Genomic DNA, 20957 nt, shown 5'->3' with positions numbered 1-20957 from the left:
CTGAAAGTACACAAGAGATCACAAGGAGTAAGTTTTCAGATACTGATAGAGAGCGTGAGCGATCCGAGATGCCGACCGATCTCCGCCTGCATCCGCTGTGCCGCGGGCATCAGCCGGTCGGCCTGACGGACGGGCAGGGAGAGGGCCATCGTGGCCGCGGTGGTGCCGACCGTGATCGGGACCGCCGCGCAGACGGTGCCGACCGCGTACTCCTGGCGCTCCACCACCGGTTCCATGCGCCGCGTCCGGGCCAGCCGCCGCAGCAGCGCGTCGTTGTCCCGCACCGTGTACGGCGTGATGGGCCGCACCGGATACCGGGCGAGGTGGTCGCGCCGTGCGTCCTCGTCCAGCTGGGAGAGCAGGCACTGTCCGATCGCGTGCGCATGCCCGGTCTCACGGAAGTCCGCCCACTCTTCCACCGCGGGCGCCTGACGGGAGGCGGAGACGCACATGACCTCGATCTCACCGTCCCGGTACATCGCGTAGTACACCGGCACTCCGATGGAATCGCGCCAGTGCGCCAGCGTGTCCGCCACCGTGCTGCGACGTTTCTGCTGGGCTCCACTGCGGCCCAGTCGCTCCGCCGCGTCGCCGAGGAAGAACAGCCCCTTCTCGCGGCGCAGATAGCCCTCGTGGACCAGGGTGCGCAGCAGGTGGTACGCCGTGGGCAGCGCGAGGCCGGTCTCACGGGCGAGCTGTTTGGCCGGGGCGCCGTATGCGTGCGCGGCGACGGTCTCCAGCAGGCGCATGGCGCGCTGGACGGACCCGATGAGCGTGGCGGTGGGTGTCGGGGCGGCCGGTGGTCCCGGCCGGCCGGCGGAGGGCGGTGGTCCGGAGCGGTCCGCGGCACACGGGGGTCCGGGGATGTCCGCGGCCTGTGGCTGGCCCGGGACGGCCAGGGGCACCGGGCGCTGGACGGGGGGCGCGCAGGAGCGCGGTGGGGTGGGGGGTGCGTGTGGTTCCGCCGGTGCGGTGTCAACCGTGGCCAAGGGTCACTCCCGGAGCGCGAGGGGGCAGCCCGTGCGAGGAAGAGCACGGAGGGGGGTCTGCGCCGCCCACGGGGCCGGACCCCGTGGGGAGTTCCGGACTTTAACCGCCCGCCACCGCCCGTAGACGGCTCCCGGGGGAAACTTCCCTCCCCCGAGGGAACCGGCCCTCCGTCATGGGTGACCGGCTCCCGGGTGCCTCACCAGTCGCTGCGCGACGAGGAGTTCCCCATGAACTTGCGGACGATGTAGATCAGTCCGCCGACCAGGGCGACGAAGATCAGCGCCTTGAACAGCAGGCCGATCACGAACCCGACCACCGTCGCTATCAGGCCGCCGAACACGACCAGGGCGATGACCGGCACCGCGACCCACTTCACCCACCACGGCAGCCCCGCGAAGATCTCTCGCATCGCCCTCGTCCTTTGCGTCTCGTGCGTTGTCGATGTTCCGCACTCGATGCTAGGGCCGCGCAGGGCCCTCGCGGGGGCCTCGCATCCCTTGTCCTCCCCTGACCCGTCCCCTAGGGAACCCGGGGGTCCCGGGTCACGCCTCGGGCGGAGAGAACACGACGAGCACCCTGAGGTCCTCGCTGATGTGGTGGAACTTGTGGGCGACCCCGGCGGGCACGTACACGACGCTGCCCCGCGCCACCTCGGTCGTCTCCAGCCCCACGGTGATCGACGCCCGACCGCTGACCACGAAGTACACCTCGTCCTGGCCGTGCGGCTTCTGCGGGTCGTGTTCGCCCGCGTTGAGGGCGTACAGGCCGACCGACATGTTCCGCTCGCGCAGGAACTGTAGGTAGGCGCCTTCGTTGGCGGCGCGTTCCGCCTCCAGATCGTCCAGCCGGAATGCCTTCATCGCCGCTGCCGCCCTCGCCTCACTGCTCGCTGTTCCGCTGCCCGCCGTCGCACCGCTCGCCGTCCGTCCGGCCAGGGCCCGCCCGGTCTGCCACGATCAGACACATGAAGAATTTCGTAGTCAAGACGATCGCCAACGCAGGCGCCCTGGCGGTCGCGGTGTGGCTGCTCGACAAGATCACCCTGACGGGTGACAGCACCGCCAAGAAGACCGGCACGCTGATCGTCGTCGCGTTGATCTTCGGCCTGGTGAACTGGTTGGTCAAGCCGATCGTGAAGGTGCTCACCTTCCCGCTGTTCATCCTGACCCTGGGCCTGATCACCCTGGTCGTGAACGCGCTGATGCTGCTGCTGACCTCCTGGGTGTGCGGCAAGCTCGACCTGAGTTTCCATGTGGAGGGCTTCTGGACGGCCGTCGTCGGCGGTCTGATCGTCTCCGTCGTCTCCTGGGCGCTGCACGTCGTCCTGCCCGACGAGGACTGAGCGCATGACCTACCGCGTCTGTTTCGTGTGCACCGGCAACATCTGCCGCTCCCCGATGGCCGAATCCGTCTTCCGCGCGCGCGTGGCGGAGGCCGGGCTGGGGGACCTGGTGGCAGTGGACAGCGCCGGCACGGGCGGCTGGCACGAGGGCGAGCCCGCCGACCCGCGTACCGTCTCGGTCCTGGAGGAACACGGTTACGACAGCGAGCACGTCGCCCGCCAGTTCCTGCCGTCGTGGTTCGCCCGCCTCGACCTCGTGATAGCCCTCGACACCGGCCATCTCAAGGCCCTGCGCCGTCTCGCGCCCACCGAGGAGGACGCGCGCAAGATACGCCTGCTGCGCTCCTACGACCCCACCGCCGGCGACGACCTCGACGTGCCGGACCCGTACTACGGGGGCCGGGACGGTTTCGAGGAGTGCCTTGAGATGGTGGAGGCGGCGAGCACCGGTCTGCTCGCCGCCGTACGGGACGAACTGGAAGGACGGGCCGCATGAGCGACGCCATGAAGAACGAGGGGGGCCGCGTCGGCGACGGCACGCGCGCGGTACGTGCGGGACTGCCGGAGCCGGCGAAGAACGAGCCGACCCTGCCCGGACCGGTGTTCGCGGCCCACTTCCACCTGCCCGGCGAGGTCTCGGGACCGTATGCGTACGGCCGTGACGACAACCCGACCTGGACGCTGCTGGAGCGGGCCGTCAGCGAGCTGGAGGCACCCGGGCGGGAGGACGCCGAGACGCTGGTCTTCGCCTCCGGCATGGCGGCGATCTCCGCCGTGCTGTTCTCCCAGCTGCGCGCCGGGGACGCGGTCGTGCTGCCGTCCGACGGCTATCAGGTGCTGCCGTTGGTCGGCGCCCAGCTGGAGGCGTACGGCGTCGAGGTGCGCACCGCGCCGACCGGCGGGGACGCCCAGCTGGAGGTGCTCGACGGGGCGCGGCTGCTGTGGATCGAGTCGCCGTCCAACCCCGGGCTCGATGTCTGCGACATCCGGCGCCTGGCCGAGGCGGCCCACGCGCGGGGCGCCCTGGTGGCCGTCGACAACACCCTCGCCACCCCGCTCGGCCAGCGCCCGCTGGAACTGGGCGCCGACTTCTCCGTGGCCAGCGGTACCAAGCAGCTCACCGGCCATGGCGATGTCCTGCTGGGTTACGTCACCGGCCGCGACGCCGAGGCGATGGCCGCCGTGCGCCGCTGGCGCAAGATCGTCGGCGCGATCTCCGGCCCCATGGAAGCCTGGCTCGCGCACCGGTCGATCGCCACGCTCCAGCTGCGCGTCGACCGGCAGAACGCCACGGCCCTCGCCGTCGCGGAGGCGCTGCGGCGGCGGCCCGAGGTCTCCGGCCTGCGCTATCCGGGCCTGTCCGACGACCCCTCGCACAAGATCGCCGCGCAGCAGATGCGCCGCTACGGCTCCGTCGTCTCCTTCACCCTGCCCACGCGCACGCGTGCCGAGCGTTTTCTGGCTGCCCTGCGGCTGGTGGAGGACGCGACGAGTTTCGGCGGGGTGCGGTCCACCGCCGAACGCCGCCGCCGCTGGGGCGGGGACGCCGTCCCGGAGGGCTTCATCCGCATGTCCGTCGGCGCGGAGGACCCCGAGGACCTGGTGGCGGACGTGCTGCGTGCCTTGGACGAGTCCGCCGAGTAGCGTCCGCGTCTCCCGCCGCTGTCGTCAGGACGGTCCGAGCCTCCCCCCTCGTGGCTCGGACCGCCTGCGGCTTTCCCGGGGAAAGACCGTGCGAACCAGGCTAGTTGACTCTGCGTCAGTGTCCAATCACGCTAACGACAGAGACCTATCGACTTATTTATAGTTGGTGCCTGCCTGGGGGCCGGAGGGGGCAGCGACACGGGAGGGCGTGCCATGGATCTGGCCTTGCTGCGGACCTTCGTCGCCGTGCACAGAGCCGGTTCTTTCACCCGCGCCGCCGCTCTGCTCGGCCTCTCCCAGCCCGCTGTCACCTCGCAGATCCGGACGCTGGAGCGCCAGCTCGGCAGACCGCTGTTCCTCCGTCAGGCGCGCGGAGTGACCCCGACGACCGTCGGCGACGAACTCGCGCACAGGGCCGCACCGCATCTCGATGCCCTGGTGGAGATAGTGGAGAGCGGCCTGGACGACGAGTCCTCGTCACGGACGCTGCACCTGGCCGGGCCTCCGGAGTTCACCGCCGAACGTGCTCTGCCGGCGCTCAGCGAGCTGACCGGCGACGACGGCCGGAGCCTCGCGCTACGGGTCTCCTTCGGGACGACCGAGGAGGTGCTGGAGGGGCTGGCCTGCGGCCTTCATGATCTGGCCATCAGCACGGCATGGCCACGCGGGGCCCTGCTCACCGCCACTCCGCTCTGCGACGAGGAGCATGTGCTGGTCGCCGCCCCACGCTGGACGGAGCGGATCGGCGCGGACGCCCTGCGGCTGAAGGGCGCCCCGGCCCTGGAGCACCTGCCGCTCGTCGAGGTCCACGAGTCGCTGCCGTTCGTCTCGCGCTACTGGGCCTCCGTCTTCGACTCCCGCCCAGCCGCCACGGGCACGGTCGTCGTCCCGGATCTGCGTGCCGTGCTCTCCTGCGTCATCGCCGGGGCCGGACTGGCGGTGCTGCCCCGCTATCTGTGTGCCCCGGCGCTGGAGGACGGCACGATCGTCACCCTGCACGATCCGGTGGTCCCGCCCCTGCGTACGTACTTCCTGGTGGTGCGGACCGGCACGCTCGCCCTGCCCCATATCGGCCGGGCCCATGAGTGGCTCCAGCGCGCCGCCACGGCCTGGGGCTGACCTCGTCCGCCCGGGATGCACGCACTGCGGTCATGTCGTGGCACTTTGCGATGTTTCACGTGGAACCAGCCGGGCCACATTTCTCCCATGACCGTCCGACCCGTGGTCAAGCGCACCGCCCGTGCCGTTCTCCTGGACGGTGACGACCTGATCCTGATCAAGCGCACCAAGCCCGGTGTCGATCCCTACTGGGTCACCCCCGGTGGGGGAGTCGAACCCGGGGACTCCACCGTCGTGGACGCCCTGCACCGTGAGGTGGAGGAGGAACTCGGCGCCAAGATCACCGACGTGGTGCCGTGTTTCGTGGACACGGTGGAGCACATCGGTGAGGACGGCGGCGCGACCGGGGTGAAGGTGCAGCACTTCTTCGTCTGTCGGCTGGAGTCCATGGATCCCTCCCTGCGTCACGGCCCCGAAGTGGACGAGCCGGCCGGTGAGTACGAGATCGTCCGCGTCCCGTTCACCCGCGTCGGCATCGCCTCCGTGCATCTCGTCCCGCTGTCCCTGCGCCACTACCTGGACGGGAACATCGAAGGGGTACGGGCCATGCACGCCCCTGACCTCGGCTAGCGCGGTCAGCCCGCGCCGACGAGCCGTTCCTCCACCGCGTCGTGCCGTATGCGGCCGGCCGGGATGCCGATGTCCCGGAGGGTGTCGATGCCGCTGCGGATCATTCCGGGCGGGCCCGAGAGATAGGCGTCGTACTCGGCCCACGGACCATGGGCGCGGATGGCGTCGGGGAACCGGAGATGCGTCCGCTGGTCGATGACGGGCCGGACCGACAGCCAGGGGTGACTCTGCTGGAGCCTGAGCATCGTGTCGATGTCGTACAGGTCGTGATCGGTGCGCGCCCCGTAGAACACCTCGACCAGGCGGCGTTCGCCGCGCCCGGCGACATCCTCCACCAGGGCCTTGATGGGCGCTATGCCGGTGCCGCCGCCCAGGCAGAGCAGTCCGCTGTCGGTGGTGTGGTCGACGGTCATCGAACCGGCCGGCGGTCCGAGGCGTATGACGTCTCCGGGCCGGGCACGGTGGACCAGCGCCTTGGAGACCCAGCCGGCCGGGACGGCCTTCACATGGAACGTCAGCAGTCCGTCCGAGCGGGGCGCGGAGGCGAAGGAGTAGTGCCGCCACACCCGGGGCCACCAGGGCGTTTCCACGCTCGTGTACTGGCCGGCGAGGAAGGGATAGGGCTGGTCGGGGCGGACGGTGAGGATCGCGACGTCCGGGGTCCGCAGATCATGCGTGACGATCTGCGCCTGCCACCAGGCCGGGGCACGCAGTTCGTCGGCCGCCGCCGCGTCGATCATGACCTGGGACATCGTCCTGTAGGCCCGCACCCAGGCGGCCTCCGTCTCCGGGTTCCAGACGGTGGCGGCGTACTTGCTCAACGCGCCGATGAGGCATTCGCCCACGGCCGGGTAGTGCTCGGCCCGCGTCCCGTACTTGCGGTGTCCGCGGCCCAGATTTCGCAGGTAGTCGACGAGGACCGGGGCGTTGTCCAGGTGCTCGGCCGCCGTGAGCAGTGCCTTCAGCAGGCGGTCCCGCTGGGTGTCCATCGCGGCCGGGAACAGGGACCGCAGTTCGGGATGGCGGACGAAGAGGAGAGCGTAGAAGTAGGAGGTGGCCCTGTCGGCGTCGGGGCCGATCTCGGTCATCGTGCGGCGGATGAGAAGGGCGTCCGACGAGCCCTCCTCAGCAACCACGGCCGACCGCCGCACGGGCACACGCTGCGACTTCTCGGGTGCGCCCTGATCACCGTCAGGAAGCGGAACCGATGCTCCCTGGCGTGGCATGAACCAGCCGCCCCCGTCCGGCACGGCGTTCTCCCCCGGCGGGGTGGTCGGAGCATCCATGGTGTGCCCTCGCCTCGAACATCTTGCGGTCGTGCGCACCCTCCTCACGGAAGGCGCACTCCATCCCGGACGTGAACCGGAGTCGACCCTACCGGTCGTCGGCACGCACACAAGTCCCTCCTCGTTCCGCCCAGAGGACAGCACGGGGCATGCGGTGACGTCGCTCAACTACCGGGCAGGTCCGACCAATTCATAGGCGTCCCACAGATCCCGTCCCGTGTACGAATGGGTCGCCAGTCCGGCCAGGTGCGCATCGGCGTTGACCGCCACGGAAACCGGTACGGCAGCAAACAACTCCTTGTCCGACGACGAGTCGCCATACGCCACACAGTCGGCTCGTGCCACCCCGAACTCCGCGCAGAGCCGGTTCGCGATGGTCACCTTGGCCGCTGCGCTGAGCGCCCCGGAGGGATCGACAGGCTCGGTGAACGGCACGGCGGGGAAGCGCGACCCATGCGTCGCGTGGGCACCCCAGTCGAGGAGGCGTTCCACGAAGAAGGAGGGCGAGAGAGACACCACCGCGCAGTACTCACCCGCGCTTCTGATCGCCGTCCAGACCTCACGGATCCGGGTCAGCCAGGGAGCCGCCTCGAACGCGGCCCGCACATGTTCCTCGGTCAGGTCCGCCCAGAGCTCGTACACCAGGGCCGCGTACTGCGGCGGACCGATCCGGCCCTCCGCGATCGCACGGTCCAGTGCCACCGTCTCTGCCTCCAGGCCCAACTGGCGTGAAATCTCCACTGGAGCGGTCGTTCCGTGCAGCAAGGTCCCGTCGAGATCGAAGAGATGAAGTCTCGCCATGGCCCGAGGCTAGTGGGCTGCCGATGTTTCACGTGAAACACGCAGAGCTGTCCACGGGCTGTGCGCAGGGCCACGAGATGGCCAAAAGCACGTGCGTCCGCCTCGAAACGGGTGGACGGCAGGGGTGCTGGTCGGACAGCCTGACCTGCGTGCCAACTCCTTCCCTCACCGCTCTGCCCATTCGCCGCCTGACGCTTCGCGACCTCACCGCCTGCGCCGACCTGTCCGAAGACCGGGGGTGGCCACGTGAGGAACACAAGTGGGGCTTCCTCCTCACAGCCGGGAAGGGCTTCGGCATCGACGACCCCGAGGGCGGCCTCGTCGCCGCGTGCGTGGTCACGGAGTACGGCACGTGGGGGCGGCCGGATCTCGGCGCCATCGGCATGGTTCTCGTGGCCGAACGTCACGCCCGTCGGGGTGTCGGGCGCCGCCTGATGCGGCACGTCATGTCCAGCATGGGGACGACTCCCCTGACTCTGCACGCCACGCCGTACGGCCGTCCCTTGTACGAGGAGCTGGGTTTCAAGGTGACGGGCCGGGCAGAGATGCTGACGGGCCGCTTCACCCCCGGCGGCCGGGATTACGGGGTCGTCACGCGTGCCGCCACCGCAGAGGATCTCCCGGCGATCCTGCGCCTCGACGAGGAGGTGTTCGGTACCGATCGCACCTCCCTCATCACCCGCCTGCCCGCCTTCGCCGATCAGCTCCGGGTGGCCGAGGAGGACAGCCGCCTCATCGGTTACGCCGCCGCGTGGCCCAACATGGACACCCATGTCGTCGGTCCGCTGATCGCCCGGGACACGGAGACCGCCAAGGCACTGATCGCCTCGCTGGCGGCCCGCACGGACCGTCCGCTGCGGACCGACATCGACGTGCGCCATGAAGAGCTGCTCACGTGGGCGAAGGAGCGCGGCCTGGCCTCCGTGGCCGTCAACTCGGTGATGATCTATGGCATCACGGATCTGCCGGGGGACTGGACGCGACGGTTCGCACCGCTGACGGTCGCCGCGGGCTGAGTCCTCGTACGACGCGCACCGGCCCCGCCGCTCGAAGCGGCGGGGCCGGTGTCATGCGGGCCGGGCTGTTGTTATGGCTCAGACGAGCGCCTGCACGGCCGCGGTGGCGAAGCCGTGGTCCTGGTCCGGAGCACCGCCGCCGACACCGATCGCGCCGACCAGCCGGCCGTCGCGGTGGACCGGGATACCGCCCGCGATGAACAGCAGGGGCCGGTCGAGCGCCGTGGGCAGGGTGTGGAAGAGGCCGCCGGGCTGGACGGCGTCGACGAGGTCGGCGGTGGGCGCGTTCAGCTGGAGAGCCGTGTAGGCCTTGCGGGTGCTGGTCTCGCCCGAGATCAGCACGGCGCGGTCGTCCCGGCGGAAGGCGAGCAGGTGACCGCCGGCGTCCAGGACGGTGACGCTGACGGTGACTCCGGCGTCCTCGGCCGCCCGGCGGGCGGTGGCGACCAGCAGCTCGGCGTCCTCGATGGTGAGCGGGGCGACGGCGGTGGTGGTCATGGAGATGTCTCCTCGGGAGGTGCTGTGGTGGGTGCTTGCCGTACCGGGAGAGTCCCGGTACGGAGGTCTGTGGGTGTGAGGCGTCCGGGGTGCGGGCGCTCAGTGGTGGACGGGCGTCCGCTGCTCCGCCGCCGATGTGCCGGAGGCGGTCAGGGGCCCGTGGGCGCCGTCACGGCGCTCCAGGGCTGCCGAGAGGAAGGCGAGGACCAGCGCGGCGGCGGCGAGCGCGGCGCCCACCCAGTTGGGGGACGTGTAACCGAAGCCGGCCGCGATCACGAGGCCGCCGAGCCAGGCGGACAGGGCGTTGCCCAGGTTGAAGGCGCCGATGTTGACGGCCGAGGCGAGCGTCGGAGCGCCGTGCGCCTGGTCGAGGACGCGCTTCTGTAGCGGCGGCACGGTGGCGAAGCCGAGGGCGCCGATCAGGGCGATGGTCACCGCCGCCGCGATCTTGTTGTGGGCGGTCAGTGTGAAGAGCGCCAGGACGACGGCCAGGGCCCCCAGGGAGACGTACAGCATCGGCATCAGGGCGCGGTCGGCGAACTTGCCGCCGATGAGGTTGCCGGCCACCATGCCGAGGCCGAACAGGACCAGCAGCCAGGTGACCGATCCGTCGGCGAAACCGGCGACGTGGGTCATCATCGGGGCGATGTAGGTGATGGCCGCGAAGACACCGCCGAAGCCGAGGACGGTCATCGCCATGGCCAGCAGGACCTGGGCGTTCTTGAAGGCGGCCAGCTCGTGGCGCAGGTGTACGCCCTCCGGCCGCGGCAGCTCGGGAACGAGCTTGGCGATACCGGCGAGGCCGACGACACCGAGGGCTGCGACGATGCCGAAGGTGACGCGCCAGCCGGCGCTCTGCCCGATGAACGTGCCCAGCGGGACGCCGACGACGTTGGCGATGGTCAGACCGGTGAACATCATGGCGATGGCGCCGGCCTTCTTGTGGGGCGCGACCAGTTCGGCGGCGACGACCGAGCCGATGCCGAAGAAGGCACCGTGGGCGAGCGAGGCGACCACTCGTCCGATCAGCATGACCGCGAAGGCCGGGGCGACGGCCGAGAGCAGGTTCCCGGCGATGAACAGGCCCATGAGCAGCATCAGCATCCGCTTGCGCGGGACCTTGGTGCCGAGCACGGTCATCAGCGGGGCGCCGATGACCACGCCGAGCGCGTAGCCGGTCACGAGCAGGCCCGCCGTGGGGATGGAGACCCCGAAGTCACTCGCGACCTCGGGCAGCAAGCCCATGATCACGAACTCGGTCGTTCCGATTCCGAAGGCCCCGATCGCGAGGGCCAGAAGCGCGAGAGGCATGAGGGGGTACACCTTCCCAAACGATTGCAGGAGCGCGTTGCGTTCCATCACAATAATTGCAGACGCGGGCTAAACGCAAACGACGTCTATTGCGGCGGTGCTCTACTCTTGTGATGCAGCCACTCCGGGACGGAGGAAAACGCCAATGACAGCGACGGACCCCGCGCTCACCGCCCTCGCACAGGGCTGGTGCGCCCTTTCTGCGCTGCACGGACGGATCGAGGCGCACATCGAGCGCGCCCTACAGGCCAAGCACGACCTGAGCGTCCGCGAGTACTCACTGCTGGACGTCCTCAGCAGACAGCACGAAGGCGAGGGCGGGCATCTTCAGATGAAGCAGGTCGCCGACGCGGTCGTGCTCAGCCAGAGCGCCACCACCCGCCTGGTGACCCGGCTGGAGGACCGCGGACTGCTGGAGCGCTACCTGTGCCCCACCGACCGGCGCGGCATCTACACCAACGTCACCCCGGCGGGCCTGCGGCTGCTGGAGGAGGCGCGGCCCACCAATGACGCCGCCCTGCGCGAGGCCCTGGACAGCGCCGCCCAGAGCCCCGAACTGGCGCCGCTGGTGCGAGTGGTGGAGTCCCTGAACGTGCCCGCGTAGGGTGCGCCCATGGACGATCTTGAGGTACGTGCCGCGACCGCCGACGACCTCCCGGCGATCGTGGCGATGCTCGCCGACGACCCGCTCGGGGCCCAGCGCGAGTCACCCGACGATCTCACGCCGTACCGGAGCGCGCTGGAACGCCTTGCCGCCGACCCCAACCAGCACGTCGTCGTCGCCGTGCGCGACGGCCGTGTGATCGGGACTCTCCAGCTGACGATCATCCCCGGGCTTTCGCACAAGGGGGCCACTCGTGCGCTCATCGAGGCCGTACGCATCCACGCCGACGAGCGGGGCAGCGGGCTGGGCGGCCGGCTGATCGAGTGGGCGATCGACACGTCCCGAAGGCTCGACTGCCGGATGGTGCAGCTCACGTCCGACAAGACGCGGACCGATGCTCACCGTTTCTACGAGAGGCTGGGCTTCACCGCCTCACACGAGGGCTTCAAGCTGCGCCTTTGACGGCGGCCCGAAGAACGGAACAGGGGTGTGTTCCACGTGAAACACACCCCTTGTGCATATCCGGGCTAGCCGATGCCCCGCCATCCCTCCGGATCCACGCCACCGGGCACCGGGGCCTCGGGGTCGTACGGCTGCCGGGTGAACACGAATGAGCCGAGATCCAGGTGACTCACCGACCCGTCCGGGCGCCGTTCGGGCCGCAGCAGCTCACCGGCGTAGTAGCCCTCCAGCCCCGTCCAGGTGCCGTCGCCGTTCGCGCGGAAGCGGGCTTTCCGTCCGCCACCCGCCAGTGGCGCCAGTGCGAGCAGGCCGTCGGCGGTCGCACGCAGGCCGAAGGCGTGGGTGCCCCAGTACCACTGCCCCACGAGCCCCAGCACGGCCGGGTCGACCTCCCTCAGCGGTCGCCAGGGCTCGGGGATGCGCGGCTCCGCCTCCGCGACGATCCGGACGAGATCCGCTCCTACGGCACCCAGCAGCGGACCACTGGTGCAGTTGGCGAGCACCACCGCGGCCACGTCGTCCTCCACGCCGATCGTGAGGTTGGCCAGAAAACCCGGCAGGGAACCGGAGTGCCCGACGAGCAGCCGGCCGTCACGGCACTGGATCTGCATGCCCAGGCCGTACGTGTCCCCGTCCACCACATCCGCGGCCTCGGCGGGCGCCGCCGGAGTGCGCATCTCCCGGACGGATTCCGCACTCAGGACCCGCTCGTCTCCGCGGGCCAGAAACGCGGCGAACCGCGCCAGGTCCCCGGTGGTCGACCAGAGCTGGCCGGCCGGTGCCATCCGGCCCAGGTCCTCCGTCGGCTCGGGGAGCATCGCGTCGGCCCACGGGTGCACCGCCCATCCCCCCGCGTGCGGCTGCTCCGGCTGCGTGCTCGTCCTGTGCAGGCCCAGCGGCTCCAGGATCTCCGCGCGCAGCACCTCCTCCCAGGGCGCGCCGCGCAGCTCTTCCACCAGGGCACCGAGAACCGTGTAGCCGGGGTTGGAGTAGTGGTGCCGTCGGCCGACGGGATGCAGGAGGGGCTGTTCCCCGAGCACATCGCTCAGTGCGGGCCGCAGGGAGCCGGGCGTCCGCTCCCACCAGGGCGCGGGCGATTCGGCCGCCAACCCGGCGGTGTGCGCGAGCAGTTCCGCGATCGTCGACTCCCCCGCACCGGTGCCCGGCAGATGCTTCTCCAGCGGGTCACCGAGATCGAGGACGCCCTCGTCCCGCAGCCGCATCACCAGTACGGCGGTGAAGGTCTTGGTGATGGATCCGATCCGGTACTGCACGGTCTCGTCCGGCCCGTGCCCGTCCACCGAGGTCCGCGCCCCGTGCCACACGGCCTGCCCGTCCCGTACCACGGCGGCGACCAGTGACGGAGCCCGTCCTTCGGTCTGCGCGACGGCGATCCGGTGGAGCAAGGCCCGGCGGGTGGCGGGGAGCAGCGTTTCCTGAGTTCTCGTCATGGGCCCAGTCCACCTGGTGCGGCGGCGGGCGTCGAATGCATTTGCCGCGCGCCCCCGGCCGGGCCCGCCGTCACTCCCGCCCGTAACCGCGGACGTGCCCGTGTAGGTTCTCTCTTTCGGTGTCATGCGCCGACGCTATGACCTGGACGTTCCCCTCCAGTCTCACGACGTGTCGGCAGGCGGCTGTCTCAGATCGGTGTCATTTTCCTCAGACTGCCCAGCCGGCTGCGCCGGACCTCATGAGCCTGCATCGGCGGCCGTCCGTTCCATCCACTCCCGCACCTTCACTGCTTGCTCGATGCGGTTGACGATGTCCTTCTTGGATGCCGTGTCCAAGGTCTCCGGGATCTTGTCGAAGGTGTCGGGAAGGACGTCGAGGAGACCCCAGATCTGCTCGCCGGTGCTGACGGTCAGCAGTTGCTGGCACCTCCACTGCAGCGGCACCTCGGGACGGTGCGTGAGCCGCTGCACGAGTGTCGGGAACAGGTAGTGCGTCGCTTCTGCGGCGAGGTGTTCTCGTAGCCAGTCGACCGGGAGCCGCTGGCTGAAGCCATGCATGGCAGCCTCCTGGGCCAGGTCCAGGAGCTGAGCGGTGTCGACGGCCCGGACGGTGCGGGGAAGGGTCGGGTTCATGTCGCGATGATGCCAAGAAGCCAGTGCGGCGCCGAGAGGTCAGCTGGTCCGGGAAGCGATCTGCTGACGGGCAGGGCCCCAGACATCCTCGAACTCCTCGAAGGTGAGTTGTTCGGGGTCGTGGCCTTCCCATTCCGAGACGGGCAGCTCGGCGGTGATCCCGAACCTGCTGTCGTACTCGTCGAGGCGGCCTGCGTCGCGGGCCCGCTGCCACTCGGCGAGGGAGGCAGCTGCGATCGGGGTCAGCTCAGGCCCTTCGAGTTCGACCTGCCGGATCACCCAGCCTTCGGCGTCGACCTCGAAGTAGAACCAGGTGTCTTCCTCGTCCCAGTAGCAGCGCATCCATGTGGTCACCAGGCCATGATGCCGGGCCGGATGCGCCGCCCTACTCCGCTCTGTCTCATGCCTGGGCGATGAATCCTGCGGATCGGTCGAGCTGGAAAGGAGAACCGACCCGGGTTGGATCCCAGCCTTGATCCCGTGCCTCTCGAATGCTGGCAGCAACGTGAGCCGGACGAATGGGCTCCGTCTCGACGCCCACCCAGTTGCTGGGATGGGCCTGACCGCTGGTGACGATCAAGGTCGTGCCCGGCTGGCTGTCGCTGGCCGCTTCAACCGCATAGGTCATCGGTGTCCAGCAGAGTCCCTGCATGTAGGAGGGCTTCCTGCGGATCCGCCAGCGGTACTCGATCCCGTCAACGGTTATGCGCCGGGAACCCTTCTTGTTCAGCGCCATCTTCGCCTCCTCCGCTGTTGGACTCTAGGGCCGTGCAATAGGTCCGTCTCAGCCGGAATCTTCCGGGCCGCCGGGCAGCACGCCAAAACCCGAGTGCCGTGCAGGCTGTGGTCGCCGTAGTGTCCCAGGCGAAAGGCGGTTCCAGTGGAGATTACGGTTCAGTGGATCAGGACGTCCTGGACGAAGCACTCCAGGGGCGGTGACGCTGCTGCCCGTAGGAACTCAGCGCCAACGGGGTTCCTGGTGTCACCAGTGCCGTCTTCCTTCGCCCAGGTCATCCAGATGTCCGAGCGTGACGGTTTCGAGCCGCACAAGAGTGAGAGGGACTTGCGCCAGGTCGGACTCAGCTTGCGAGACGAGGGCGATCGGCTCCGCGTGCTGGCGCGTGTGGAGCCGTTGTTCGGATTGCCGCCGCGCCCGAGGCGGCCGCCGGCGGTGCGTCTGGTCCCGGGGCAGTGGGTCCGTTGGCAGTTGAACTATCGGTTCAGTAGCGCCGCCGGAATACGGGACTGGTCGTACTGGCTCGACACGTTCAACGTTGCCTATGGGCCCGTCGACCCGAACGTCTTCCTGTCGGAGCCGACCATTCTGGTCGATGAGTGCGGTCCTGTTCGATAGCCGACCGCCGACGATCGGCTGGTCATGGGTTCTGCCTGGAGGCGGGAGGAATGCCGGTCTCGATGGTGTTGCCGCCTGGTCGGGCGCCTTCGCTGTCGGTCAGCGCGTCCATCACGGCTTGTCCGGCCTTGGTGGGGCGGAGTGATTCGCCCCGGCGGGGGCGGATGTAGAGCTGGAAGCCCAAATCACCTTCCAGGGCAGCAAACTGGGTGTAAAGGACCGAGCGAGTGGTGCCGAGCTGGCGTGATGCCTCGGCGAGGGTGCGATGCTTCATGGCTTCTCGAAACCGCTGAAGGCGGCCCCAACAGCGCCGATCTGTGAGGGCCGGCCTGATCAGCGGCGGTACTGAGTCGAGTTCCGATTGGCTCACTGCCCGGCGTCCGCCGCGTGGACGGAGTGCGATGCCCATGGCCCGGAGGCGGCGTGTCAGGGTCGTTGGGCTCATGTCCAGCTCGGTGGCGATGCTGGCCAGGGTCCGGGCCTGCCGGATGTACTGCTCTCGGATCCACTGCTCATCGCCGATCGGCTTCCTCGATGGCTCTCGGCTAGCAATGAGGCCGGACTGATTCAGCACCTCGCTGATGAGTCTTTTGGGGAGACGGGTCTCTGAGGCGATCTCTCTGACCGTCTTCCGCGCGTCGAGGTACTCGCGTCGCAGGAAATCGTCGGTGAGCACGGTATGTGCTTGCTGACGGGCCTGAGCTGCGGCAAGCCGGGACCGTCGAGCGATGGGCCGGCTGGGGTCGACCCAAGATCCGCCGCTTTTGGAGGGCCAGGGGCTGCTGGGTGGGTGCTGCTCGAAGCAATGGCGGATGCTCTCCAGAGCGACGCCCATCTCCTTGGCAGCGACGGCGGGCGCTTGGCCCTCAGCGCAGATGAGACGGTGCGCTCGTGTCACGTCCACTGGTCTGCCGGGCAGGCAGAGTCCAGCGGCAAGATCCGCTGGAGGCTCCCAGGTCAGCGGTTCGTCGATGCCCAAACCCCGTAGGTAGTTCTCGCCGTACTTGTCGAGAGTTCCCAGCAGGGCGGCGGTGATCCGGAAGGGAACCACCGCGACGCCTGCCGTCTCCTCGGCGGTCGTGATCCGGAGCGACTCTGGCGCCTGCCGGAGATCATTTCCGGTGATGCGCTGATAGAGGTAGCGGCGCACAGACAGCAGCCGCGCTTCCTGTCCCGGGTGGACACCGGTCTGTGTGCAAATCGAAACCCAGTCATCAGCGGGCAAGAGGCCGTCACCTGTCAGCCCGCGTCGACGTTCGTAGTCGATGGGGACGGGCTGGGTGTCCAGGTAGTCGGCGATCTTGCAGAGCCCGGTGAGGACTCCGTCGTGGCCCTGCTGGGCAAGCTCGGCAAGCGTGTAGTGGACGTCGAGCTGCGCCTGATGGCCGAGCATGCTGATCAGGGGATCGAAGTGACGTTTGGATGCTCCGGGGAGGAGGAGTGCGACGGCCAGGGCCGCGCGGAAGTTGCCGATGTTCCGGACGCCGGCGGCGGGCAGGAAGCGGGCAGTCCATCCACGCCAGAGCAACTGTGGGACTCGGTCGGCCCGTGCCGTAGTCAAGGTCTCGTTCATCTTGTGGGGTGGGCGCGGGCGAGTGGTGCAGCTTCGGAAGCGGAGCCGGTCCACGTTCGCCATGCGGGTGTCCATGGCCTGCCAGATCAGTTGTTGCAGGGCAGTGGAGTGTGCTCTCCAGCGTTTGTTGATGTCGCCGAGTGGCATGAGGTCCAGTCGCTCGCCGTCTCGTTCGAGGAGGGTCCGCAGCGTGGCGATGTTTGTCTTGTCGGAGCCCTGTTGAAGGATGTGGACGGCGCGGGTGAGTCCGCCTGCGGTCACTGCCGCCGAGGTGGGCGAGAACTGGCCGTCTCCGGCGTAGTCCTGGCATGCCTGCTCGACATGTGGATCGAGTGTCGGGAAGTCGCCGGGTTCCGCGATGCGCAAAACCCAGGAGGCCAACGCACGCAGGTCGTTGAAAATCATTCGGGGTGCGGGAAGGGACTGCGCTTGTCCCTGTTCGACTCGGTCCAGCAGGTCGTTGATCCAGCGCTGCGACGCCAGTACTGGGCTGTCTTCGCGAAGGGCGGCCGCGGGGGCCAGGGCAAGATCCGTCTGGCAGAGCGCCCCTGACGGTTTCAGCGTCGTAGGACACTGATGGGGTGGAAGATCACGGAAGATGCTGACTCGGCCGTGGCGGGTGCGCTGGTTGCAAGAGGGACAGGCGTGCGGCAGCAGGATCCGGTGCCGAGTGCAAGCGAAGCTCCAGGGGAGGCGCCAGCGCAACTGCCAGCGGCCGTCGTGTTCGTGAAGGCATTGGGGGCAGTATCGGGAGCCGTTTCGGCCCCATAGCTGCATGCGATTCACCGTCCGGCGGTCCGGGTGCAGTACGAGCGCATGGCCGTCGTACTGGCGCAACGTCATCGCGTGCAACCGGTCAGCGGGGACTCCGCTGACGGCCGCGGCCTGTTCGGCCTGCTCCGGCTCGAGGTAGCGGGTGAGGTCAGGGAGGTTGCCGTCGCGCCGGCCGGGCAGTCCCAAGGCGATCAGGATCTCGCGGAAGCTGACCATGCTGCGGTGGGCCAGGGTCTCCAGCCAGGAGTCCAGGGCTTCTCCTGGCAGCGGCGCGACTCTGATCGGGAGAGTCCGCAGGCCGGACGTCACGCGGCTTTCCGGTTGCTGGATCGGGGCCGGCTGGTGAGTCGTCGCTTGTCCAGGGCTGCTTCGAGCTCTCTGCGAGCCTTCTCGGATGCCTCGTCGTTCTTCACTCGGTCGAGCAGGTCACGGTCGAGGCGTTCGGTGCCGCTGCGGACGGCTCTTTGGCAGCCCCGGTTGATCAGTGTCATCAGAGAGCCGATATGCCCGGTGCTGCGGGCAAAGAGGTAGTCGGAAAGATCGTCTGCAAGCATGCCGGGGTACTTATCGGCTAGGACCACTCGCTTCTCCAGGGCGAGGAGCATCTTCCTCCATTCTCGGCGGCCTGCCTCGTTCGTGATGGTGAAGGGCTGCATGTCCAGTCGAGTCGTGCGCCGGCCTGTCTGGGCCAGGGCTGTGTCACCAGAAGTGGTTCCTTCGCTGAACAGGCCCTTCTCTGCGAGTCCGACGCCGATCATCAGCAAGGTCACGGGGAACTCGTTGGCGATCCACTTCAGGTGGTTGCTGACCTCGATGCCGCTGGTGTTGCGCCACTTCAGGAAGTGCAGATCGTCGAGGGCGAGGACGCGCACTTCGCAGGACAACACGCAGTCCAGGGCCCGCTGGCCCATCTGGGCGGCTGTTCCGCGGTTGCGTCCGGCATGGCCGAAGAATTCCAAAATGGCACGGTTGAGGTCCTTCATGCCGGTGTTGCCGGTCAGTCCGACCCGGCAGACCGGAAGCCGTTCGTGTCCCTGCGCTGTGAACTCGCCGTTCTCGGCGATCTCCCGGTGGTGGAACTCACGGAGGAACGCCAGCACCGAGGTCGTCTTCCCGAGGCCGGGAAAGGCGTCGACAGCCACGGCGCCCTTGGCCTTGTCACCATCCTGCTGATTGCTGTCGACGATGTCCCACAACTCCTCGTGAAGATCGGCCAGTTGCTGCGTCCTGATCGGCCCGAGGTTGGCATGCCACTCCCGCCGAAGTCGGTCGTAGGCGGCTCTTGCCTCAGAGGTCAGAGCTTTCAGCTCTGCCCTCGTCAGCAGCCTGGGCTGTTCGCGACGCGGAGCGTTGGCGAACTCCTTGAAGTCCTCCTTCCGCGACAACGCCAGATTCCCCAGGCCCAGCGGGAGCGGGTCAGTCACACGTCCTCCAGTGCGTCGGCGTAGAAGTCATCCTCTTCGACGAGGGTTTCGAAGTCGGCCTCGTCGTCATCACCCGTCTCGGCCGGCTCCATCTCCTCCAGCTCCTCGTGGGACGAGCTGTCTTTGTCCCCCAGGGCTTTGCGGACTGAGGGCAGCGAGACGACTGACTCGTCGGAATCGGGCAGTTCGATGGCCGCTTGCTCTCGCGATAGCCGCAGGGCCATCCGCCGCTCTGCCAGAGTTGTGCCCAGGCCGAGGTTCCAGCGCTCCAATAGGTCGGCGACTGCAAGACGGTCGTCAGGAAAGCGATACTTCGCAGCAGCCAGTTTCCGGGCGAAGGCGAGAGCATCCTCGCTCAGCGGCATACCTGCCGTGGGCGCATGTTCCCAGGTCAGGGTGCGCCAGCGACGGTCCAGGTCCCGGACGTAGATGCGAGTGATGTCGTCGGGGTCGACCTGGAAGGGCCATCCGTTCTCGACCGGCCCCTTGTAGGGACTCCGGACATCGCTGAGGCATTTGAGGCCGGGGCCGCTGTATCGGCGACGGCCGATCTCGACTCCGTAGTGCTGGATCGTGCGCCATTCGGTCTTCAGGAATTCGTAGGCGAGGTCGGGGTCTCTGGGGGCCTCGATGTAACCCGCCCGGGCCATGCCATGCTCGAACATCGCGGCGGGGGACATCCGCAGCCCTGGCAGGCCCGGGTCGACCAGACTCGTGTGCGGGCGATGGTGGTAGACCGCCGCGACCCACTCACGGATGATCGCCTCCAGCTCATGCAGGAAGAAGAAGGCGTCGTCCTCCGGGTTCTCCCCCCGGGAATGGACGTCCGGCCCCTTATAGCCGGGCAATGCTTGGAGCAGGCCCTCGCGCAGGGTGCGAAAGAATCTTTCGACTGGCCCTTTGTCGCGGCCCGTCCGTAGCCTCGCAGGCTGGATCGAGATGCCCATCCGCCGGCAGACGCTGGTCAGATGCTCGGAGTCGTACTGCTTTCCGTGGTCGATGACCAGGGTTTCCGGAACCAGAATGGGTCCAGCTGCACCAGCCCCTTCGGCGACAGCCGTATCCACGAGGACCGTCCGAGGGATGCCGTGCTCGGGCCAGACCGCGTAGCGCGGCCAGTCCTTCCCAGCCGGCCTGGGCCGGAACGACTGGTAGAGCACCGCGCTGACGTCCACCGCCTTCGTCGACACCGGGGTGAGGCGGATGCCGGTGATGCAGCGGGTGTACCAGTCCATACCGACGCTGAGCTCAGCCTGCACCCATCGAAGCGTGAACGGGTCGAAGGCGAAAACGTCCAGCCGGGTGGAGTCCATCAGGAGGTACTCGCCCGGCCTGGTCGGCCGCAACTTGCCATAAGGCTCACTTGGCCGGCCAGCGATGTCCCGGTTCCGCTTCGCACTCAGCCGGAAGAGCGGGTGCTGGTCCTCCAACTCCTCAAGCAGCCGGAAGGCCGTAGCCCGGCTGGGTTGCGGGACGACATCCGGGCCGAACCGTGCGACCACCCGTGCTCGGGTCCGCTCGATCACCAGCGTGCGGGACGGCTTGGACTCCTTGGCGTGCTCGACCATAACCTCCGTGGCTGTCTCCACCCACCGGTCATCCAGTTTCGTGACCCGCCCACGTGCGGGTCGCCCGGCAGCCGCCAAGCCCGCCTCGCCGCCACGGCGAAAGTCCCGAACCCAGCGCTCGACGGTACGAACGGTGATGCCGAGTTCAGCGGCCTTGCTCGCGTAGCGCTCGCCGAGCGAGAGGTCAGGCGAGTATTCCGGCCTCGGCTCGCCTTCCGCTGCCAGCTCGGGAGCACCCGAACGGTAACCAGTGAGGACCTCCCGGACATGGCCTGCCCGCACTCGTAGTCCGTCTTGCTCGGCTTTCGACAGCTGGCTCAGCACGACACCAGCGACGTCTTCGTCGTCGTCACCGGACGGGCCCGGAGCATCCGGGATCACACGAACTCGATCAGACAGCAGCAGCTCCTTCACTGCCAGTCTCAGCAGCTTCCCGCGGCCGTTCTTCAGTACCGCCTCGTTGCCGTTCGCGGTGATCGCCAGCTCGATGACCTCAACGGTCTCGCCGTCATAGCGGAACCGTGTACCAACCCCCAC

General features: G+C 68.6%; 23 protein-coding genes. 9 read left to right on the top strand and 14 right to left on the bottom strand.

What is annotated here, in order from left to right; all coding sequences use genetic code 11:
* Nucleotides 1-35: 35 nt before the first annotated feature.
* From IE294_RS20550 to IE294_RS20540, 3 genes are all read right to left on the bottom strand, one after another.
* Nucleotides 36-989, bottom strand: a complete 954-nt coding sequence (locus IE294_RS20550; protein ID WP_229917241.1) for an IclR family transcriptional regulator — start codon at nucleotides 987-989, stop codon at nucleotides 36-38.
* Nucleotides 990-1186: 197 nt separating this feature from the next.
* On the bottom strand, nucleotides 1187-1399 hold the full coding sequence (locus IE294_RS20545; protein ID WP_014673731.1) for a DUF5326 family protein: 213 nt from the start codon (nucleotides 1397-1399) through the stop codon (nucleotides 1187-1189).
* A gap of 133 nt (nucleotides 1400-1532) precedes the next feature.
* Nucleotides 1533-1850, bottom strand: coding sequence for a cupin domain-containing protein (locus IE294_RS20540; protein ID WP_058081142.1), 318 nt, complete (start codon nucleotides 1848-1850; stop codon nucleotides 1533-1535).
* A 104-nt stretch (nucleotides 1851-1954) separates the two neighbouring features.
* Here IE294_RS20540 and IE294_RS20535 point away from each other — a divergent pair, with 104 nt between their 5' ends.
* From IE294_RS20535 to IE294_RS20515, 5 genes are all read left to right on the top strand, one after another.
* Nucleotides 1955-2332, top strand: a complete 378-nt coding sequence (locus IE294_RS20535; RefSeq protein WP_189888188.1) for a phage holin family protein — start codon at nucleotides 1955-1957, stop codon at nucleotides 2330-2332.
* A gap of 4 nt (nucleotides 2333-2336) precedes the next feature.
* The gene (locus IE294_RS20530; protein ID WP_189888186.1) at nucleotides 2337-2828 is read left to right on the top strand and encodes a low molecular weight protein-tyrosine-phosphatase; all 492 of its coding nucleotides are present in this window, start codon (nucleotides 2337-2339) and stop codon (nucleotides 2826-2828) included.
* Nucleotides 2825-3976 carry a cystathionine gamma-lyase gene (locus tag IE294_RS20525; RefSeq protein WP_189888184.1) on the top strand — a complete coding sequence of 384 codons (1152 nt, stop codon included), beginning with the start codon at nucleotides 2825-2827 and terminating at the stop codon, nucleotides 3974-3976. Before IE294_RS20530 ends, IE294_RS20525 begins: the two co-directional genes overlap by 4 nt.
* Before the next feature lie 213 nt (nucleotides 3977-4189).
* Nucleotides 4190-5095, top strand: a complete 906-nt coding sequence (locus IE294_RS20520; protein ID WP_189888182.1) for a LysR family transcriptional regulator — start codon at nucleotides 4190-4192, stop codon at nucleotides 5093-5095.
* 87 nt (nucleotides 5096-5182) lie between these two features.
* Entirely contained in the window at nucleotides 5183-5665 is a 483-nt protein-coding gene (locus IE294_RS20515; RefSeq protein WP_171154728.1) for an NUDIX hydrolase, read from the top strand.
* Nucleotides 5666-5670: 5 nt separating this feature from the next.
* Here the strand turns inward: IE294_RS20515 and IE294_RS20510 are convergent, their stop codons facing one another.
* Together IE294_RS20510 and IE294_RS20505 are read right to left on the bottom strand one after the other, a co-directional pair.
* The gene (locus IE294_RS20510) at nucleotides 5671-7062 is read right to left on the bottom strand and encodes a globin domain-containing protein (RefSeq protein ID WP_373315835.1); all 1392 of its coding nucleotides are present in this window, start codon (nucleotides 7060-7062) and stop codon (nucleotides 5671-5673) included.
* 57 nt (nucleotides 7063-7119) lie between these two features.
* Complete coding sequence (locus tag IE294_RS20505) at nucleotides 7120-7752, bottom strand: HAD family hydrolase (RefSeq protein WP_189888180.1); 633 nt, start codon at nucleotides 7750-7752, stop codon at nucleotides 7120-7122.
* 149 nt (nucleotides 7753-7901) lie between these two features.
* Between IE294_RS20505 and IE294_RS20500 the strand changes: the two genes are divergently transcribed.
* Nucleotides 7902-8768 carry a GNAT family N-acetyltransferase gene (locus IE294_RS20500; protein WP_189888178.1) on the top strand — a complete coding sequence of 289 codons (867 nt, stop codon included), beginning with the start codon at nucleotides 7902-7904 and terminating at the stop codon, nucleotides 8766-8768.
* Nucleotides 8769-8846: 78 nt separating this feature from the next.
* Here IE294_RS20500 and IE294_RS20495 read toward each other — a convergent pair whose 3' ends face one another.
* Nucleotides 8847-9266, bottom strand: a complete 420-nt coding sequence (locus IE294_RS20495) for a GlcG/HbpS family heme-binding protein (RefSeq protein WP_189888176.1) — start codon at nucleotides 9264-9266, stop codon at nucleotides 8847-8849.
* A 99-nt stretch (nucleotides 9267-9365) separates the two neighbouring features.
* The gene (locus IE294_RS20490) at nucleotides 9366-10577 is read right to left on the bottom strand and encodes an MFS transporter (protein WP_189888174.1); all 1212 of its coding nucleotides are present in this window, start codon (nucleotides 10575-10577) and stop codon (nucleotides 9366-9368) included.
* Nucleotides 10578-10722: 145 nt separating this feature from the next.
* Here IE294_RS20490 and IE294_RS20485 point away from each other — a divergent pair, with 145 nt between their 5' ends.
* Both IE294_RS20485 and IE294_RS20480 read left to right on the top strand, forming a co-directional pair.
* Nucleotides 10723-11181 (top strand): MarR family winged helix-turn-helix transcriptional regulator, encoded by a 459-nt coding sequence (locus tag IE294_RS20485; protein WP_014673743.1) that lies wholly within the window; start codon nucleotides 10723-10725, stop codon nucleotides 11179-11181.
* A 9-nt stretch (nucleotides 11182-11190) separates the two neighbouring features.
* Nucleotides 11191-11643, top strand: a complete 453-nt coding sequence (locus tag IE294_RS20480; RefSeq protein ID WP_189888172.1) for a GNAT family N-acetyltransferase — start codon at nucleotides 11191-11193, stop codon at nucleotides 11641-11643.
* Nucleotides 11644-11708: 65 nt separating this feature from the next.
* On the opposite strand, the gene IE294_RS20475 is transcribed toward IE294_RS20480, so the two are convergent.
* From IE294_RS20475 to IE294_RS20460, 4 genes are all read right to left on the bottom strand, one after another.
* Nucleotides 11709-13094, bottom strand: coding sequence for a serine hydrolase domain-containing protein (locus IE294_RS20475; RefSeq protein WP_189888170.1), 1386 nt, complete (start codon nucleotides 13092-13094; stop codon nucleotides 11709-11711).
* Between the two features lie 237 nt (nucleotides 13095-13331).
* Nucleotides 13332-13727, bottom strand: a complete 396-nt coding sequence (locus IE294_RS20470; RefSeq protein WP_189888168.1) for a hypothetical protein — start codon at nucleotides 13725-13727, stop codon at nucleotides 13332-13334.
* A 39-nt stretch (nucleotides 13728-13766) separates the two neighbouring features.
* Nucleotides 13767-14069: a hypothetical protein gene (locus IE294_RS20465; RefSeq protein ID WP_229917249.1), complete on the bottom strand. Its 303-nt coding sequence runs from the start codon at nucleotides 14067-14069 to the stop codon at nucleotides 13767-13769.
* 58 nt (nucleotides 14070-14127) lie between these two features.
* On the bottom strand, nucleotides 14128-14463 hold the full coding sequence (locus IE294_RS20460; protein ID WP_189888164.1) for a hypothetical protein: 336 nt from the start codon (nucleotides 14461-14463) through the stop codon (nucleotides 14128-14130).
* Nucleotides 14464-14607: 144 nt separating this feature from the next.
* On the opposite strand from IE294_RS20460, the gene IE294_RS20455 reads away from it, so the two are divergent.
* Nucleotides 14608-15081: a hypothetical protein gene (locus IE294_RS20455; protein WP_189888162.1), complete on the top strand. Its 474-nt coding sequence runs from the start codon at nucleotides 14608-14610 to the stop codon at nucleotides 15079-15081.
* 22 nt (nucleotides 15082-15103) lie between these two features.
* Here IE294_RS20455 and IE294_RS20450 read toward each other — a convergent pair whose 3' ends face one another.
* The 3 genes from IE294_RS20450 to IE294_RS20440 are packed head-to-tail and all read right to left on the bottom strand — an operon-like array spanning nucleotide 15104 to nucleotide 20957.
* Entirely contained in the window at nucleotides 15104-17737 is a 2634-nt protein-coding gene (locus IE294_RS20450; protein ID WP_189888160.1) for a TniQ family protein, read from the bottom strand.
* Nucleotides 17734-18852 carry an ATP-binding protein gene (locus IE294_RS20445; RefSeq protein ID WP_189888158.1) on the bottom strand — a complete coding sequence of 373 codons (1119 nt, stop codon included), beginning with the start codon at nucleotides 18850-18852 and terminating at the stop codon, nucleotides 17734-17736. Before IE294_RS20445 ends, IE294_RS20450 begins: the two co-directional genes overlap by 4 nt.
* A complete protein-coding gene (locus IE294_RS20440) occupies nucleotides 18849-20957 on the bottom strand; it encodes a TnsB C-terminal domain-containing protein (RefSeq protein WP_494487332.1) in 2109 nt (702 codons plus the stop codon). Before IE294_RS20440 ends, IE294_RS20445 begins: the two co-directional genes overlap by 4 nt.

The organism is Streptomyces canarius, assembly GCF_014650735.1.
GTDB classification, from domain to species: Bacteria; Actinomycetota; Actinomycetes; order Streptomycetales; family Streptomycetaceae; genus Streptomyces; species Streptomyces olivaceoviridis.
The sequence above is the reverse complement of the archived record's forward strand: the minus strand, read 5'-3'. Positions and strand labels throughout refer to the sequence as shown.